The sequence below is a fragment of the Flavobacterium sp. genome (genome assembly GCF_044348915.1).
In the GTDB taxonomy this organism is placed as follows: Bacteria; Bacteroidota; Bacteroidia; order Flavobacteriales; family Flavobacteriaceae; genus Flavobacterium.
The window spans coordinates 1-16401 of record NZ_JBIKRX010000065.1 but is presented as its reverse complement, the minus strand read 5'-3'; the positions used below and the strand labels follow the sequence as shown (position 1 = coordinate 16401).

Sequence of the window (16401 nt, the reverse complement as noted above, 5' to 3'; positions counted from 1 at the left end):
ACATATTGCCACTTTTTTATACCGAAATATACACTTTTTGGCAATTTAACAGAGCCTTTTTTAATATTATTTTATCACAAGTTATTAACAATCAGATTGTTAATTTGTTTTTAAGGAATGACTATTTTAGTTTAGAAAGTATTGACAATGTCATTTTAGAAGATGTTATTCGCGAAGCTCGAGGTTTGTATCAATAAAAAAATCTCCTTCTGGGAGATTTTTTTATAAAGATATGTCGAAATTAAAGTTTAAAAATTCCGCCAAATGCTATAATGGTTTGTCCAAAGAAAAATTCTTGGTCTGCTGAGTCTGAGCTGCTAGTTGTTGTTCTGATGTCGGGCATATTGATATAGCCACCTTTCAAAACACCTTCGATGGTGAAATATTTGAAAATTGTCAAGTTAAGTCCTGCTTTAAGCGATGTCCCATATCCTGCTACATTAAAATCATCGTATCTTTCTTTGCCCAGCAGGGTAGTGTTGGTTTTTGGATATAACAGTCCAAGTCCGAAACCTGCATTGAAATTGACTTGAAACTTATCAGTGTTCTTAATACCAAACCAACGCGAGATATCATCTTGACGGGCAATTTCGCTGTAAATATAATTTAAACCGTCGGTATGCTCGAACATTAAAAAAGCTGGAATTCCTGTCTGAGGTTCTTCGAAACCACCTTCTTGAGCACCATTTTGAGACATATCTACAGGTGTATTATTATAACCTCCGTTGTAATAAGATCCAGATTGATCTGCTGGTAAATTAATAGTACCAGTCACGTTAGCGGTTTGGTTTTGGGTCATTACATATTTCATATGGTCCACTCCAATAGATACACTGTATTTATCTGAAATAAAATAACCTAGTTTGAAATTGGTTTGCGGTTTTGTCATACTTCCCGGCATTACATAGTCGACATGCCACCCTTTTGGTTTGTCGTGCGCCTTAGCGTTTGCGACCATAAAATTATAATCATCTCCTGTAAAATGAATGTCTGAGTCGGTATAATATCCTCGGTTTCCACCCCAAGCAATGGTGAATTTTCCTTTATTGTGAGCAGTATATCGTTCTTTTTTGATACTGTCGTTTTGCGCGAATGTGTTAGAACAGATGAACAGCAGTAATACTATTGCTGATGAAATTGAAGTTTTCAAAATGAAATTATTAAAATTGATTTATGGTTTTTCGGATGGCAACAAGTTTGGTCATTAAGGCTTCGAAATAGTCTAAATGTAGCATATTGGCTCCATCACTTTTGGCATTGGCTGGGTCAAAATGAGTTTCAATAAAAATTCCATCGACACCCACAGCGATTCCTGCTTTGGCAATGGTTTCAATCATATCGGGTCTTCCGCCAGTTACACCTGAAGTTTGGTTGGGTTGTTGTAAGGAATGTGTAATGTCAAGAACCGTTGTAGCATATTCTTTCATTGTCGGAATTCCGCGAAAATCTACGATCATATCTTGGTAGCCAAACATCGTTCCTCGGTCCGTCACCATCACGTTTTGATTGTGGCAATCCAATACTTTCTGAACAGCGTGTTTCATACTTTCAGGACTCATAAATTGTCCTTTTTTCAGGTTGACTACTTTTCCAGTATTGGCAGCAGCCACGACGAGATCAGTTTGACGAACTAAAAAAGCAGGGATTTGAAGTACATCGACATATTGGGCAGCCATTGCAGCATCTTCATTCGTGTGAATGTCAGTTACGGTCGGGACACCAAAAGTATCGGATACTTTTCGAAGAATTTGTAAGGCTTTTTCATCGCCAATTCCTGAAAAACTATCAATTCGAGAGCGATTCGCTTTTTTGAAAGAACCTTTGAAAACGAAAGGGATTTCTAATTTTTCGGTAATGCCAACTAATTTTTCAGCAATGCGCATCGCCATTTCTTCGCCTTCAATAGCGCAAGGTCCTGCTAATAGAAAGAAGTTCCCGCTTTCGGTATGTTTTATTTGTGGAATGTTGTGTATGTTCATAGGTAAATTTTCTGGTTACAAAGATAGTTAGGATTTGTGGTTTTTAGTTATTTTTTTTTCAAACTCAAACCAAACGGTACCATCAAGACTCCTTTTTCGTATATGTTCAAATATAAAATTACCGGGCTTTTTTGCCCTTCCCATTTTAGTTCGTAAGTGTCTAATAATCCTGCCCCCATATCGCTTCTTTTAGTAGGAAATGGACAGCAACTTTCCAGTTTGGTATAGGTTATTTTTTCGCCTTTTGGTCCTGCGAGCGCATTTAAAAATCGTTGTTGATTGATGGTAGAGTTTCGTGTACTTTCAAAAAATATATTGATTGGATAATCTTGGTCGTATCCGTATTTTTTGTCTTTGCTGAATTCCGAAATTAAAAAGGTGTTGTTTTCAGCAAGTTGAAGATTTGGTGCATCGTTGTCGATGTTTTTTATAGTAGATTGAGTGCTGATGCAAGAGGTCGCAATCATTAGTAATGCAAGGAAAAGAATTATTTTTTTCATAAGTAGATTGTTCGCTTATTTGAGAATCAAATTGAATTGTTTTGGACAACAAATTTAAGCGGTATTACTGCCATAAACAACAATTATGCCTTATTTATTCAGCTTATAAAATTAGAATTATTATTTTAGCCCCATAAATATAATATTATGGGAATTTTATTTCAAACTTGGCCTTGGTATGTTTCAGGGTTTTTGATAGGAATGGTAATGCTTAGCTTGATATATTTCGGAAAAACTTTCGGAATGTCTTCGAATTTGCGTTCGTTATGTGCAATGGCAGGAATGGGGAAAAAAGTTGGTTTTTTTGACTTCGATTGGAAAACGCAGCGCTGGAATTTGTTAGTGGTTTTGGGGGCTATGTTGGGAGGGTTTGTGGCGGTACATTTTATGAGTGATCTTTCGAATGTTGATATCAATCCAAAAACAATTGTGCAATTGACAGAAATGGGAATCGATGCTCCCAATGGTAAATTGTTACCTGATGCTCTTTTTGGAAATGAAATTTTCGAATCTCCAAAAATGATTGCCATATTGCTTATCGGTGGCATACTGATTGGATTCGGGACTCGTTATGCTAGTGGTTGTACCTCAGGACACGCTATTTATGGTTTGAGTAGTTTACAGTTACCTTCATTAAAAGCTGTCATTGGGTTTTTTATCGGTGGATTGATTATGGCGCATTTTATTTTACCCTTAATTTTTTAGACTATGAAAGCAATAAAATATATCATCGTAGGATTTGTTTTCGGGATTGTTTTAACAAAATCCGAAGCGGTTTCGTGGTACCGAATTTATGAAATGTTTCTATTTCAATCCTTTCATATGTATGGAATCATTATGGTTGCTGTTGTGACGGGGCTAATTGGAATCCAAATTATAAAAAGAAGAAACATCACAGATTTCAGAGGTTTGCCGATAGAAATTATTCCGAAAGAGGCAGGTTCGATTCGGTTTTGGATAGGTGGGATTTTCTTTGGATTAGGCTGGGCTTTGGTTGGTGCTTGTCCGGGGCCAATATTTATATTGCTTGGAGCTGGGTTTTTGCCAATACTTCTAGTGCTTTTTGGAGCGCTATTCGGTACATTTTTATACGGATTGATTAAGTATAAATTGCCGCATTAAAGCCTCACCCAAACCCACTGCAATAGAGACGGCGATGAAATCGGATTAAAATAATTGTATCATTGACATAAAAAAGCAGGATTTTCGTTTTAGAAAATCCTGCTTTTTTATGGTGTAAAATGTAATTTTAAATAATCTCAGCGCTCAAACCTGCATCAAGCAATTGTGAGCATTGTGGTTTTAGTTTTTCTAAAACATCAGTTTTTACAGTACATTTTCCTTTATAATGTACGATCAGCGCACATTGCTCTGCTTGCTCCGCCGTGTGACTGCAAACTCGAATCAGGGTTTCAATAACGTGGTCAAAAGTATTGACATCGTCATTATGCAGTATGATTTCATTGTTGATGGTTGTCGCTTCTTTAAGGCTGACTCTTTCTCTAACTTTTTCTTTAGTGCTCATTTTTAGATAATTTGTAGGTTTTAAATAAAAATTGATTTCGTATTATTTGATTTTTTTAAATGCACAAAACGTAAAATTTTGTTTGGTTTCAAATGGAGTCGAATGGTCTTCATTGATGCAATTTATTTTTGTGAAGTGATGTGAAAACTGTTCTTCCATTGCTGCTTCCGAATATTGTTTAATGTCAAGGCCACTACATTTTATTGGTCCTTTTTCTGAAAAAGTTCCAATTATAATCGAACCGGAAACCCATTTTTCAATTGTTCGAAGATAGATATTAATTTGTTCTTCCGTGGTCAAAAAATGGAATGTGGCTCGATCGTGCCAAATATCATAATGAATTTCCGGTTTGAATTGCGTAATATCTGAAACGATCCAACTTACTTTTTCGGCATCTTTTCCCAATCTTTTTTTGGCTCTTTCCAAAGCATTTTCCGAAATATCCAAAACAGTTATGTTTTCGTAGCCATCAGCTAACAAATAATCGACAAGTTTGCTGTCGCCGCCACCAATGTCTATAATTTTAGCGGTTTTGTCTTTGCTCGCTTCTCGGATAAATTCAAGCGAAGTTTTCGGATTGTCTTGTGTCCAACTCACTTCGTTAGGTTGTTTGGTTCCGTAAACAATTTCCCAATGATTTTTCCTGTCGATTTCCATTTTTTGTAATTGAATGCTAATTTACATATTTCAAGGATACCCAATTATTTCTTTCGAATTTCTTAACATAGGTTAAGCCTTTTTCGGTGCAAGAAGAATCAATAAACGGAATATCTTCGGTATAAAAGCCACTTAATAATAAAGTTCCATTTGGATTCAAACAATCAACATACGATTGCATATCATTTAGCAGAATATTTCGGTTGATGTTGGCAATAATCAAATCGTATTTTTTGTCTTTCAATAAAGCGGCATCACCTTCATAAACTGTAATCTGTGTGCAATTATTGCGTTCGGCATTTTCAATAGAATTCAAATAACACCAGTTATCAATATCTATGGCATCGATAGGTTGAGCACCTTTCATCTCCGCCAAAATTGCCAAAATTGCTGTTCCGCAACCCATATCCAAGGTTTTTAAACCCGCAACGTCCATTTCTAATAAATGCTGAATCATCATATGCGTGGTTTCGTGATGACCTGTGCCAAAACTCATTTTAGGCTCGATAACAATGTCAAATTCCGCGTCGGTTTTGGGGTGAAAAGGTGCACGAACGTGGCATTTTCCATCAACATCAATTGGTTCGAAATTTTTTTCCCATTCTTCATTCCAGTTCACTTGGTCGATTTCTTCAATTTTGTACGATATAGTAAATTCTAGCGATTGTAGAATGAACAAATCGTCAAGGATATTTTCATTCCAAAGGTCTTTTTGAATGTAAGCTATTATACCCAAATCACTATCGATAAAGCTTTCGAAAGCTAATTCGCCCAGTTCGGCAACCAAGATTTCGGAACCGAGTTCTTTGGGTTCTACAATAAAATGATACCCTAAATATATATTCGACATAAATTTTTTTTGCAAAGGTAGTAAAAAGTTGGCACAGGTCAGTTTGCAGTTTGCATAGACTGGTAGTCAAATTGTAATATCAAATTTATTTTTAATACAGTAAATTATTCGTTTAAATATTTATTAATTCGATTAGATAATTCTATTTTTGCAGCACAACACAATTCATTATGTACAAACAACTTATTCGCCCGCTCTTTTTCGCCTTTGACCCTGAAAAAGTGCATTATTTTACCTTTTCATGTATTCGTAATTTGTCTAAAATACCGGGAGTTTCTTCCCTTTTTAGAGCATTGTACGTTGTCGATGACAAACGACTTGAAACGGAAGTCTTTGGTTTGAAGTTCAAAAATCCTGTTGGTTTAGCCGCCGGAATGGATAAAGATGCTTCCTTATATAATGAGTTGTCGAACCTAGGTTTTGGATTTATAGAAATTGGAACCATCACACCAAAAGGACAGGAAGGGAACCCGAAGAAAAGGATCTTTCGCTTAGTCGAAGACAGTGCAATCATCAACAGGATGGGGTTTAATAACGGTGGAGTTCAGCAAGCTGTCGAACGATTGAAGAAAAACAAAGGTGTGCTTATTGGCGGAAATATTGGCAAAAACAAAGTCACTCCTAACGAAAATGCAGTCGATGATTACCTGATTTGTTTTGATGCTTTATACGATTATGTCAATTATTTTGTAGTAAATGTGAGTTCGCCAAACACTCCTAATCTTCGAGAATTGCAGGAAAAAGAGCCTTTGAAGCAATTGCTGCAAACTTTACAGAATCAGAATTTAACCAAGCCAAAGCAGAAACCAATTTTGTTGAAAATTGCACCCGATTTGACCGATTCGCAATTATTGGATATCATTGATATTGTTAAAGAAACTAAAATTGCAGGAGTAATTGCGACTAATACAACGTTGTCGCGTGAAGGTTTGCAATCTGAAAATAAAGTTGAAATGGGCGGAATGTCTGGCAAACCATTGAAAAACCGTTCGACAGAAGTGATTCGTTTTCTTTCTGAAAAAAGCAATAAAGCGTTTCCGATTATTGGAGTAGGAGGGATACATTCTGCTGATGATGCTATCGAAAAATTGGAAGCTGGAGCTAGTTTAGTACAATTGTATACCGGTTTTATCTATGAAGGGCCAGCATTGATTAAGGAAATCAACAAAAAGATTTTACAAAAGCTATAAGAAAACTTTGTGTATTTGTGTCTTTGTGGCAAAATCCCTTTTGCTTATCTTTGAATTTCAATGGAAGCAATAAAAATTATAGAATGTCCCCGAGATGCGATGCAAGGAATAAAAACTTTTATTCCTACTGCAAACAAAGTGGCCTACATTCAATCCTTGCTTCGGGTGGGTTTTGACACCATCGACTTTGGGAGTTTTGTTTCTCCTAAGGCAATTCCTCAAATGCAAGATACCGCCGAAGTTTTGGCGAGTTTAGATCTTTCGAAAACTCAGAGTAAATTATTGGCTATTATTGCCAATACACAAGGTGCTGTCGATGCTTCACAACACCAATCCATTCAATATTTAGGTTTTCCGTTCTCGATTTCCGAGAATTTTCAGATGCGGAATACCCACAAAACGATTGCTGAATCCTTAATCACTTTGCAAGAAATTCTCGAAATTGCGGATAAAAGCAACAAGGAAGTTGTAGCTTACCTTTCGATGGGATTTGGAAATCCATACGGTGATCCCTGGAATACTGAAATTGTAAGCCAGTGGACCGAAACACTTTCGAATATGGGAGTAAAAATCTTGTCGCTTTCGGATACAGTCGGAAGTTCTACTCCCGAGGTGATTCAGTATTTGTTTTCACATTTAATTCCTCAATATTCATCCATCGAATTTGGTGCCCATTTGCACACTACACCAGATAAATGGTTTGAAAAAATAGATGCAGCTTATAATGCGGGTTGTCGGCGATTTGATGGAGCCATTCAAGGTTTTGGAGGATGTCCTATGGCTAGGGATGTTCTGACAGGCAATATGCCAACAGAGAAGTTACTTTCGTACTTTAATTCCAAAAAAGAAAATACCAATTTAAGAGCTATGAGTTTCGAAAGTGCTTATAATGAAGCTTCAAAATTATTTTCGTCCTTTCATTAATAAATACTAAAAAATAAATATCTTCGTTAAAAATGTAACTCCCCAATGCATTGAAAACTATGAATAAACTTTTAGGGATTTTTATTCTCATTCTATTTTCTACGTCCTGTTCTAGCGATTTAGATTTTGATCAAGCCAATGATTTAAAATTGGAGCCTGTCGTTATTGCTAATTTAGCTTTTTTTGATATGAAGGCCAATCAATTTATTGTTGGTGGGGTCGAACAACCATTGGTTGGTGATATTATGGATTTTAAGGTTTTTGAAGATGAAGATTTTGCAGACAGTACAACCCGAGCGGACTTTTTTTTCGAATTCACCAATACTGTCAACAGAGCTTTTATTATCAATTTGTATTTACTGGATGACAATAATACGAGGCTATATGCAATTCCTTTTAGTGTGAATGCTTATACAGTCGGGGCTCCGATTATGGTTTCAAAAACTGAAATATTCGAAAATGCTAAGCTTGATATTTTAAAAAAGACCACAAAAATAGCTTTTGCTGTCGCCTTATTACCCGGACCACCCTTGAATAGTAATAGTACTGGAAGCTTAAAACTTCGTTCAAGTGCGACTCTTTATTTGGTGTTCCAATGAGAAAAGTATACCTAATCATCGTTTTAATCATTGCTTTAAATTGTTTTTCTCAAAACAAGCAAATCCTCTACAATTTTACTTCTGTGCCGCAATCTATGTTGTCGAATCCCGGTTCTGATGTTAGTTATAATTGGTTTGTAGGTGTTCCGCTGGTTTCTGGATTATCGGCAAATGTGGGGTCCACTGGATTTTCGGTTTATGATCTATTTGCCGATAATGGAGTCGATTTCAATACTAAATTACGAAATGTAGTATTCTCTACTTCAAGGAATGATAAAGTAAGTATGAATCAACAATTAGAGATTTTTAGTGGTGGATTCAAATTGGGTGACTGGCAAGAGAATGCCTATATTTCCTTCGGAATGTATCAGGAAGCTGATGTTTTGACCTATGTGCCCAAAGATTACGCGATTTTAGCATTAGACGGAAATCAGAATTATTTAGGAAAGGTGTTTGATATGGGTGATTTGAATGCCAGAGCCGAAATGCTTTCGGTTTTTCATGTTGGTTATCACAAAAGAGTCAATGAGAAATTGATTCTTGGGGCTAGAGGAAAGATATATTCCAGTATTTTTAATATTTCTTCTACAAAAAATTCAGGCTATTTTTACACTATTCTAGGCACTGATTCGGTTTATGACCAAGTCATTTCTGCCAACGCATTGGTCAACACTTCAGGACTAACAAATTATATCGAAAATTACTCCGGTAACGCAGGAAGTGATATTGTGAAAAAAACTTTACTAGGGGGGAATCTCGGGTTGGGATTGGATTTAGGACTGACTTATTATCCCAAGGAAAATCTTCAAATTACGGCAAGTTTAATAGACATTGGTTTCATTAGTCATACTAAAGAAGTCGAGAGCTATAGTTATAAAGGCTATTATAATTATGTGGGACTAACTCCAGATTTTATTCTTGGAAACTCAAATGATTTATTAGAAGAATTTAATGACGCTATTCCCTTAGATACGTTGAATACAAAGTATAAGACTTGGCGACCTTTGAAATTCAATTCTTCGATTCAATATTCTTTTGGAGACGGAAGGGATTCAGATTGCAATTGTACCGGAGGAAACGAAATTAAATACACCAATTCAGTTGGAGCGCAATTGTTTGTAATGTCGGCGCCAAGATCGCCTCTTGCTGCAATTACAGGTTATTATAGAAGGCAACTTTTCGATTCTTTAGAATTGAAAGCCACGTATACAATAGATTCTTATTCCGCTAAAAATGTAGGTTTGGGATTGGCAACTACGATTGGTAAAGTCAATTTTTATATTTTGGCAGATAATCTTTTAGAATATGCGGATATTTCTAAGGCTAATAGTTTGTCCTTTCAGATGGGTTTGAATATTGTTTTTCCGGTCAAAAATACTCCGGATTAAATGTTGGTTACTTTTGAGCTTTCCGCTTGATTAGTTTCAAAATTTCAATCCACATCACCGAGGCAAAGCCAACCAAAATACTCATTCCTACTTGTCTGACTGATACTTTGTCAAACATAAAGAAATGCCTAAAAACGGGAACAAATAGCAATAAACTGGTCATTAAAATCGTTAGCGTAATGATTAAAAATACCAAGTTGTTTTGGTATCGAATGGTGGTAAAAATCGAATAATAAAACGAACGATTAGCCAATGTTAAGAAAATATTCGAAGCAATTAATGTTAGAAAAACTACGGTTCGAGTGACACTCTCAGAGTCATTTTCTTGAACACAAAACAAATAAACGAACAAAAGCCCGAGAGTAATTACCAAGCCTTGGACGATGCTAATCATTATTTCTTTCAAATTAAAAAAAGTATTGGTAAAAAGCCGTGGTTTCTGCAGCATTAAATTCGATTCCATTGGTTCATTTTCATAAATAATTGAGCAAGTTGGGCCCATAATGATTTCGAGAAAAATTATGTGTACAGGCGAAAAAATATTGGGATAAAGCCAACCCAAAACTAGAGGAATAAAAACTATCATCACGATTGGGATGTGAATTGAAATAATATATTGTATAGCTTTTTTTAGGTTAATATAGATTTTTCTGCCCATCGCTATTGCATCAACCATTTTCGATAAATCATCGTCAATTAGGATGAGGTTTGCAGCTTGTTTTGCAATTTCGGTTCCTTTTTTGCCCATTGCAATCCCAATATGAGCTGATTTTAAAGCCGGTCCATCGTTGACACCATCACCAGTCATTGCTACTATTTGATTATTGGCTTTCAAAGCCTGAATTATCTTTAGTTTAGCTTCGGGAAACATTCTTGTAAATACGGTAGTTTCCATCACTTTGTCATTCAATGTGGCTTCATCCATTTTCATTAATTCATCACCATTAAGGACTTTTTCTGGGTTCTGAAAACCAATTTGTCGAGCTATAGTTGAAGTGGTTGCCGCATTATCACCAGTGACAATTTTTACCTGAATTCCTGCCTTATAAAAAGAATCAAGAACAGTATTGATATTGTCTTTTGGAGGGTCATAAAAAGCAACTATTCCCAGAAATTTAAAAGTGAATTCCTGTTGTGTCTTTGGAAAATTATTCCCTGAAAATTCAGAAACGCCAACACCCAATACTCGAAACCCTTCTTTCGACATCGATTCAATGGCAGTATTGATTTTTTGAACCTCCTCTGTCGAAAGTTTACAAGACGCTATTATGGCTTCGGGGGCACCTTTGACCGCGATGATTCTAGTTGCTTTTTGGTTTTCAAAAATGTGGGTCATCATCGGAGGATTTCCGCCCAAAGGATATTCGTGAATTAAATTATAATTTGGTCTTTCGTCCAGAATGCTATATTTGGAATAAGCCTCGTGAAGTGCGATTTCCATACCATCAAAAGGAATGGGTTCGCTCGCCCACATCGCTTTTTGGAGTAACTCAATTTCATCATTGTTTATATGTTCATCCAAATTACTATTGATTTTGTCATTTGAAAACGTGTACCATTGCGCCAAACTCATTTTGTTTTGAGTAATAGTGCCTGTTTTATCAGTGCAAATTACGGTGGCACTTCCTAATGTTTCAACGGTTTTGGTCTGTTTTACAATGATGCCCATTTTCATCAAGCGCCAAGCACCCAAAGCCATAAAAGTGGTAAAGGCCACAGGTATTTCCTCAGGAATGATGCTCATTGCCAAAGTGAGTGCTTTGAGCAAGCTGTCTAAGAATAGTCTAGAATTGTAAAAATTTGCAGCCCAAACGATACCGAAAAAAAATAAGCCGATGATAGATAAATATTTTACAAAGTTTCCAATTTGTAGTTGTAGTGGTGTTTTTTCTTCGATAATCGAAGCTAGACTGTTTCCTATTTTTCCTAATTCTGTTTGATTTCCGACAGCAGTAACTTTGCAAATGGCGAGACCACTAGTCACGATCGTTCCTTGAAAAACATGGCTTATTTCAGATTTTTCATTTTTGAAAACCGAAAGTGATTCTCCTGTTAAAATAGATTCATTTACCGAAAAATCATTCGATTGAATAATGATGCCATCAGCTGGCACAAAACTACCTTCTTCGGCTTGGATGAAATCGCCTAGTACAATTTCTTCACTTGGAATCTCTATCAGCTCGCCATTTCGAATTACTTTAGTTTTGGGTTGTGATAGCTTTTTAAGATCTTCAATAGCATTACGACTCTTTGATTCTTGGTAGAGTGAAATTGTTGAAACCAAAAAAATGGCAGCTAGCATAAAAAAACCATCACTGTATTTTCCGGTTATAAAATAAACGCTTGTCGCTGTTATCAAGAGCAAAAACATGGGCTCCTTAATCATTTCAAGAAGGGAAGTAATAAAATGGTTTTTATCCTGATGTTCCAGTGAATTAGAACCGTTTTTCTCTCTTGATCGAATCACTTCTTCTTCGCAAAGCCCTTGCAGTGATTGATTTGATTTTTCCATCCTAAATTAATTTATTGATTTCAGTATAGAATAAAATTTGAGGTAATGCATAGTAAAATGGGATGCTATACAAATTTAATCATTAAAATTGCTATTTATGATGTAAATCTGCTTAAGATTGCCTAAATTTGCACGCAATTTAACTACAACTTCAAATTGCAATGATAGCACACAACTCCAAGATTATCGGCGAAGGTCTTACTTACGATGATGTATTATTAGTTCCCAATTTTTCCAGTGTACTTCCTCGCGAAGTGAGTATAAAATCAAAATTTTCTAGAAACATTTCGCTTAATGTTCCCATTGTATCAGCTGCAATGGATACCGTTACCGAAAGTGCTATGGCAATTGCTATGGCTCAAGAAGGCGGTATTGGTGTTTTGCATAAAAATATGACTATCGAACAACAAGCTGCCAAAGTTCGAAAAGTAAAACGTGCTGAATCCGGTATGATTATCGATCCTGTAACTTTGCCTTTGAATTCAATTGTTGCCGATGCTAAAAAAGCAATGAAAGAATTCGGAATTGGTGGTATTCCAATTGTAGATGAAAATAGAGTGTTGAAAGGAATTGTAACAAATCGTGATTTGCGTTTCGAAACCAACAATGCCAGACCAATTATAGAAGTAATGACAAGCGAAAACTTGGTTACTGTTGCGGAAGGAACTTCTCTTGCGCAGGCAGAAGTAGTTTTGCAAGGGCATAAAATCGAGAAACTTCCGGTAATCAATTCCGAAAATAAATTAGTTGGATTAATTACTTTTAGAGATATTACTAAACTTACTCAAAAACCCAATGCTAACAAAGACGTTTACGGTCGTTTGTGTGTGGCTGCAGCCATTGGCGTTACAGGCGATGCACTCGAAAGAGCTACTGCACTTATAAATGCAGGTGTCGATGCTATTATTATAGATACTGCTCACGGTCATACTCAAGGTGTTGTCAATGTTTTGAAAGATATCAAGGCTAATTTTCCAAAAGTTGATGTTATTGTTGGAAACATTGCCACTCCAGAAGCAGCTAAATTTCTGGTAGAAAATGGTGCCGATGGTGTAAAAGTGGGCATTGGTCCAGGTTCTATTTGTACTACTCGTATTATTGCGGGTGTTGGTTTTCCTCAGTTTTCTGCTGTTCTTGAAGTTGCCGCAGCCTTAAAAGGAACAGGAGTTCCCGTTATCGCCGATGGTGGAATTCGTTATACAGGTGATATTCCAAAAGCACTCGCTGCTGGTGCTCATTGTGTAATGTTAGGATCACTTTTAGCAGGGACAATGGAATCTCCAGGAGAAACTATTATTTTCGAAGGAAGAAAATTCAAATCGTATCGCGGAATGGGTTCTGTTGAAGCCATGGAAGGCGGATCGAAAGATCGTTATTTCCAAGATGTAGAAGACGATGTCAAAAAACTAGTTCCCGAAGGAATCGTGGGGCGTGTGCCATACAAAGGAGAATTGGAAGAAAGTATGCAACAATTCATTGGTGGACTTCGTGCCGGAATGGGTTATTGTGGTGCCAAAGATGTTCCAACCTTACAAGAAACTGGTCGTTTTGTTCGAATCACCTCTAGCGGAATCACCGAAAGTCACCCTCATAATGTGACAATTACCAAAGAAGCTCCAAATTATTCGAGATAAAATAAGACGAAAGTCTATATTTAAAAAGGTGCAAGATTTGATTTTTGCACCTTTTTTTGTATACTGATAATTTAATCGTGAACCAAATCGGCTAGTAATTTTTTATCGCCCACAATCCACAAAATGTCGTCTTTTTCCAGAATAATGTAGGATTCTGGATTTAAGATTCGATAGCCTCTTTTTTCGATACCTACAATCAATCCTTTTGTTTTTTCGCGGAGTTTCGATTCTTTGATACTTTTTCCAATAAAAGTGTGATTTTTCAATTCAATTTGGCTTAAAACAATATCCGGTTCTACGATTTCTGGTGACACATCGGTTTCGTGTTGGTCTAAATATTTTTTAAATTCTTGCACTTGTATATCCGTACCAATCACACAAATTTCGTCACCCGGAAAAATTCGTTCGTTTCTTTGTGGAATATGAATCGTGATTTCACCTCTTTTTATCGATACGATATTAATGCCTAATAACTCTCTAAGTTGTAAATTTCTCAAAGATTCACCAGCGATATTCGATTCTTTGACAATATCAAAAACAGCCATGTGTCCATCCCAGGGTGTTAAATCACTTCGGCTTCTTTTGGCTTTTTCAATTTCTCTTCCGTGTAAATTAGCTAGAAAATGATCCTCAATTTTATGGTATTGAATATGGAGTTTTTTTCTAAAAATCAAATAGATTATTATTGCAATTATCAAGGCAATCAAAGTGATTTTTTGAGAGAAAAAGGTATTCAATAATAATACAATAAAGAAAATGGATAGCACAACCCGAATAAAAAATAACATAGTAATTGGACCTCGAGATTTTCTATCGACCAATAATTGTTCCATTTCTTCGGCAGCACCTCTACGAAAGGCGAGGGCCCATAAAAAAGGAGAAATTATACTCAAAGTAATCAATGATCCCAAGGCATTCCCAAAATGATAATCGGCTACTAATGGTTGAATATAGGTCGTTGAAAGTGAAATTATTGCCAAAATAATAACCACTAATGCAATCACTTGAATTAAAAAAGCATTGATTACAGTTTGCCAGAGACTCACGGTTTTTATTGCTTGAGTACTCGCGGAATAGCGTTCGATTCGCTTGGTCCACTTTCGTGGTAAGTTATGCGCTAAATATTCTGAAAAGGGTAGCGAATATTTGATCATAAAAGGAGTAGTAAATACCGTCACAGCCGAAACAGCTACTACTATTGGATACAAAAAAGAATTTGTTGCATTCAAAGTCACACCTAAAGTGGCTATGATAAAAGAAAATTCCCCAATTTGTGACAAACTCATTCCTGTTCTGATCGAATCTTTCAAAGGTTGTCCTGATAATAAAGCGCCAAAAGTAGAACTAATAGATTGCCCAAATATGGTTACAAACGAAAGAATAACAACGGGAATGGCGTGTTCATACAAAATTTCGGGGTCAATTAACATCCCCACTGATACAAAAAACACAGCGCCAAATAAATCTTTTACGGGTTTTACTAGATGTTCAATATGCTCGGCTTGAGTGGTTTCGGCAATGATGGAGCCCATAATAAAAGCTCCCAAGGCAGGTGAAAAACCTACATTGGCAGCTAAACCAACCATAGTGAGACATAAGGCTAAAGAAATGATCAATAGCATTTCATCAGTCAATAAATGTTTGGTCTTTTTGAGAACAGTCGGAATGATGAAAATTCCTCCTAAAAACCAAAGAACAAGGAAAAATACCAGTTTCAAGACCGATAAAAAGAGTGCCATGCCTGAAAACTGATTGCTAACTGCAATAGTCGACAATAAAACCATCATCAAAATGGCTAAGATATCCTGCACTATCAGCGAACCGATTACATTTCCGGCAAATTTTTGTGTTTTGACACCTAGTTCATCAAATGATTTTAAGATAATTGTCGTGGAAGAAATCGAAAGAATTACTCCTAAGAAGATACTGTCCATTTTGGACCAATCCATCCATTGCCCTACTGAATACCCCAAAAAACACATAGTTACGATCTGTGTGCTTGCTGTAATGGAGGCGGTTCCACCCACTTTCATTAATTTCTTGAAACTAAATTCAAGACCCAGACTGAACAATAAAAAGATGATTCCAATTTCGGCCCAAACTTCAACGCTTTTAATTTCTTTGACTGATGGGAAGAAGTCAAAGTGGTTTCCTGCCAAAAAACCGGCAATTAAATACCCTAAAACTAAGGGTTGTTTTAACTTTTTGAATATCAGTACGGCGATACCCGCAGTCATTAATATTAGTCCTAAATCGCTAATTAAAGGTTCTAAGTGATGCGAAAGTTCGGCTACTTTTTCGGCTGGATTCATAGTCGTTAATTTAAGGTTTCCTTTAACTAAGGCGGTAATATACAAAAAATATGTTTTTTTAGAAAAAAAAGAAGTGATCTCAAGGCGTTCGCTTTTAAAGAAGAAAAAAAAGTTAGCCACGAATTACACCAATTGTCACTAATTTTTATCAAATTTAAAAAATTGAATTACACTAATTCTATAAATTTCAAGAATTCGTGAAATAATAAATAGTCATTCCTTAAGAACCCACTTTTTGAGTTTTTAGATTTTTTACCAAAAATACATCTGCAAAAATAAGCAGTAAAAATTCGAGCCAAAGAACAATTTGCTCTTTGATTTGGTTGAATCG

The 16401-nt window shown here is 36.0% G+C and carries 16 protein-coding genes; 8 read left to right on the top strand and 8 right to left on the bottom strand.

The window, feature by feature from the left end:
* Window positions 1-197 (top strand): hypothetical protein (locus ACIQ1E_RS10825; protein WP_396171322.1); only part of this gene is annotated, 197 nt, incomplete at its 5' end.
* 44 nt (window positions 198-241) lie between these two features.
* Here ACIQ1E_RS10825 and ACIQ1E_RS10820 read toward each other — a convergent pair.
* From ACIQ1E_RS10820 to ACIQ1E_RS10810, 3 genes are read right to left on the bottom strand one after another with little or no spacing between them, the layout of a single operon-like run.
* Window positions 242-1150, bottom strand: coding sequence for a hypothetical protein (locus ACIQ1E_RS10820; RefSeq protein WP_396171321.1), 909 nt, complete (start codon window positions 1148-1150; stop codon window positions 242-244).
* Window positions 1151-1160: 10 nt separating this feature from the next.
* A complete protein-coding gene (gene kdsA, locus ACIQ1E_RS10815) occupies window positions 1161-1979 on the bottom strand; it encodes a 3-deoxy-8-phosphooctulonate synthase (RefSeq protein WP_396171320.1) in 819 nt (272 codons plus the stop codon).
* 47 nt (window positions 1980-2026) lie between these two features.
* Complete coding sequence (locus ACIQ1E_RS10810; protein ID WP_396171319.1) at window positions 2027-2479, bottom strand: 2-dehydro-3-deoxyphosphooctonate aldolase; 453 nt, start codon at window positions 2477-2479, stop codon at window positions 2027-2029.
* 147 nt (window positions 2480-2626) lie between these two features.
* On the opposite strand from ACIQ1E_RS10810, the gene ACIQ1E_RS10805 reads away from it, so the two are divergent.
* Window positions 2627-3184 carry a YeeE/YedE family protein gene (locus tag ACIQ1E_RS10805; RefSeq protein ID WP_396171318.1) on the top strand — a complete coding sequence of 186 codons (558 nt, stop codon included), beginning with the start codon at window positions 2627-2629 and terminating at the stop codon, window positions 3182-3184.
* Between the two features lie 3 nt (window positions 3185-3187).
* Window positions 3188-3601, top strand: coding sequence for a DUF6691 family protein (locus ACIQ1E_RS10800; protein WP_396171317.1), 414 nt, complete (start codon window positions 3188-3190; stop codon window positions 3599-3601).
* A gap of 127 nt (window positions 3602-3728) precedes the next feature.
* On the opposite strand, the gene ACIQ1E_RS10795 is transcribed toward ACIQ1E_RS10800, so the two are convergent.
* From ACIQ1E_RS10795 to prmA, 3 genes are read right to left on the bottom strand one after another with little or no spacing between them, the layout of a single operon-like run.
* Window positions 3729-4004: an ATP-dependent Clp protease adaptor ClpS gene (locus ACIQ1E_RS10795; protein ID WP_396171316.1), complete on the bottom strand. Its 276-nt coding sequence runs from the start codon at window positions 4002-4004 to the stop codon at window positions 3729-3731.
* A 42-nt stretch (window positions 4005-4046) separates the two neighbouring features.
* The gene (locus ACIQ1E_RS10790) at window positions 4047-4661 is read right to left on the bottom strand and encodes a class I SAM-dependent methyltransferase (protein ID WP_396171315.1); all 615 of its coding nucleotides are present in this window, start codon (window positions 4659-4661) and stop codon (window positions 4047-4049) included.
* 16 nt (window positions 4662-4677) lie between these two features.
* Window positions 4678-5511: a 50S ribosomal protein L11 methyltransferase gene (prmA, locus tag ACIQ1E_RS10785; protein ID WP_396171314.1), complete on the bottom strand. Its 834-nt coding sequence runs from the start codon at window positions 5509-5511 to the stop codon at window positions 4678-4680.
* A 170-nt stretch (window positions 5512-5681) separates the two neighbouring features.
* Between prmA and ACIQ1E_RS10780 the strand changes: the two genes are divergently transcribed.
* Genes ACIQ1E_RS10780 through ACIQ1E_RS10765 form a run of 4 tightly spaced genes read left to right on the top strand, consistent with a single transcriptional unit; the run spans window position 5682 to window position 9612 of the window.
* Window positions 5682-6701 (top strand): quinone-dependent dihydroorotate dehydrogenase, encoded by a 1020-nt coding sequence (locus tag ACIQ1E_RS10780; RefSeq protein WP_396171313.1) that lies wholly within the window; start codon window positions 5682-5684, stop codon window positions 6699-6701.
* Between the two features lie 60 nt (window positions 6702-6761).
* A complete protein-coding gene (locus ACIQ1E_RS10775) occupies window positions 6762-7625 on the top strand; it encodes a hydroxymethylglutaryl-CoA lyase (protein WP_396171312.1) in 864 nt (287 codons plus the stop codon).
* Between the two features lie 59 nt (window positions 7626-7684).
* Window positions 7685-8224, top strand: a complete 540-nt coding sequence (locus ACIQ1E_RS10770) for a hypothetical protein (protein WP_396171311.1) — start codon at window positions 7685-7687, stop codon at window positions 8222-8224.
* Window positions 8221-9612 (top strand): DUF5723 family protein, encoded by a 1392-nt coding sequence (locus tag ACIQ1E_RS10765; protein ID WP_396171310.1) that lies wholly within the window; start codon window positions 8221-8223, stop codon window positions 9610-9612. Before ACIQ1E_RS10770 ends, ACIQ1E_RS10765 begins: the two co-directional genes overlap by 4 nt.
* Before the next feature lie 7 nt (window positions 9613-9619).
* On the opposite strand, the gene ACIQ1E_RS10760 is transcribed toward ACIQ1E_RS10765, so the two are convergent.
* The gene (locus ACIQ1E_RS10760; protein ID WP_396171309.1) at window positions 9620-12124 is read right to left on the bottom strand and encodes a cation-translocating P-type ATPase; all 2505 of its coding nucleotides are present in this window, start codon (window positions 12122-12124) and stop codon (window positions 9620-9622) included.
* Window positions 12125-12285: 161 nt separating this feature from the next.
* On the opposite strand from ACIQ1E_RS10760, the gene guaB reads away from it, so the two are divergent.
* Complete coding sequence (gene guaB / locus ACIQ1E_RS10755; protein WP_396171308.1) at window positions 12286-13758, top strand: IMP dehydrogenase; 1473 nt, start codon at window positions 12286-12288, stop codon at window positions 13756-13758.
* Window positions 13759-13829: 71 nt separating this feature from the next.
* On the opposite strand, the gene ACIQ1E_RS10750 is transcribed toward guaB, so the two are convergent.
* Window positions 13830-16070: a cation:proton antiporter gene (locus ACIQ1E_RS10750; RefSeq protein ID WP_396171307.1), complete on the bottom strand. Its 2241-nt coding sequence runs from the start codon at window positions 16068-16070 to the stop codon at window positions 13830-13832.
* Between the last annotated feature and the right edge of the window lie 331 nt (window positions 16071-16401).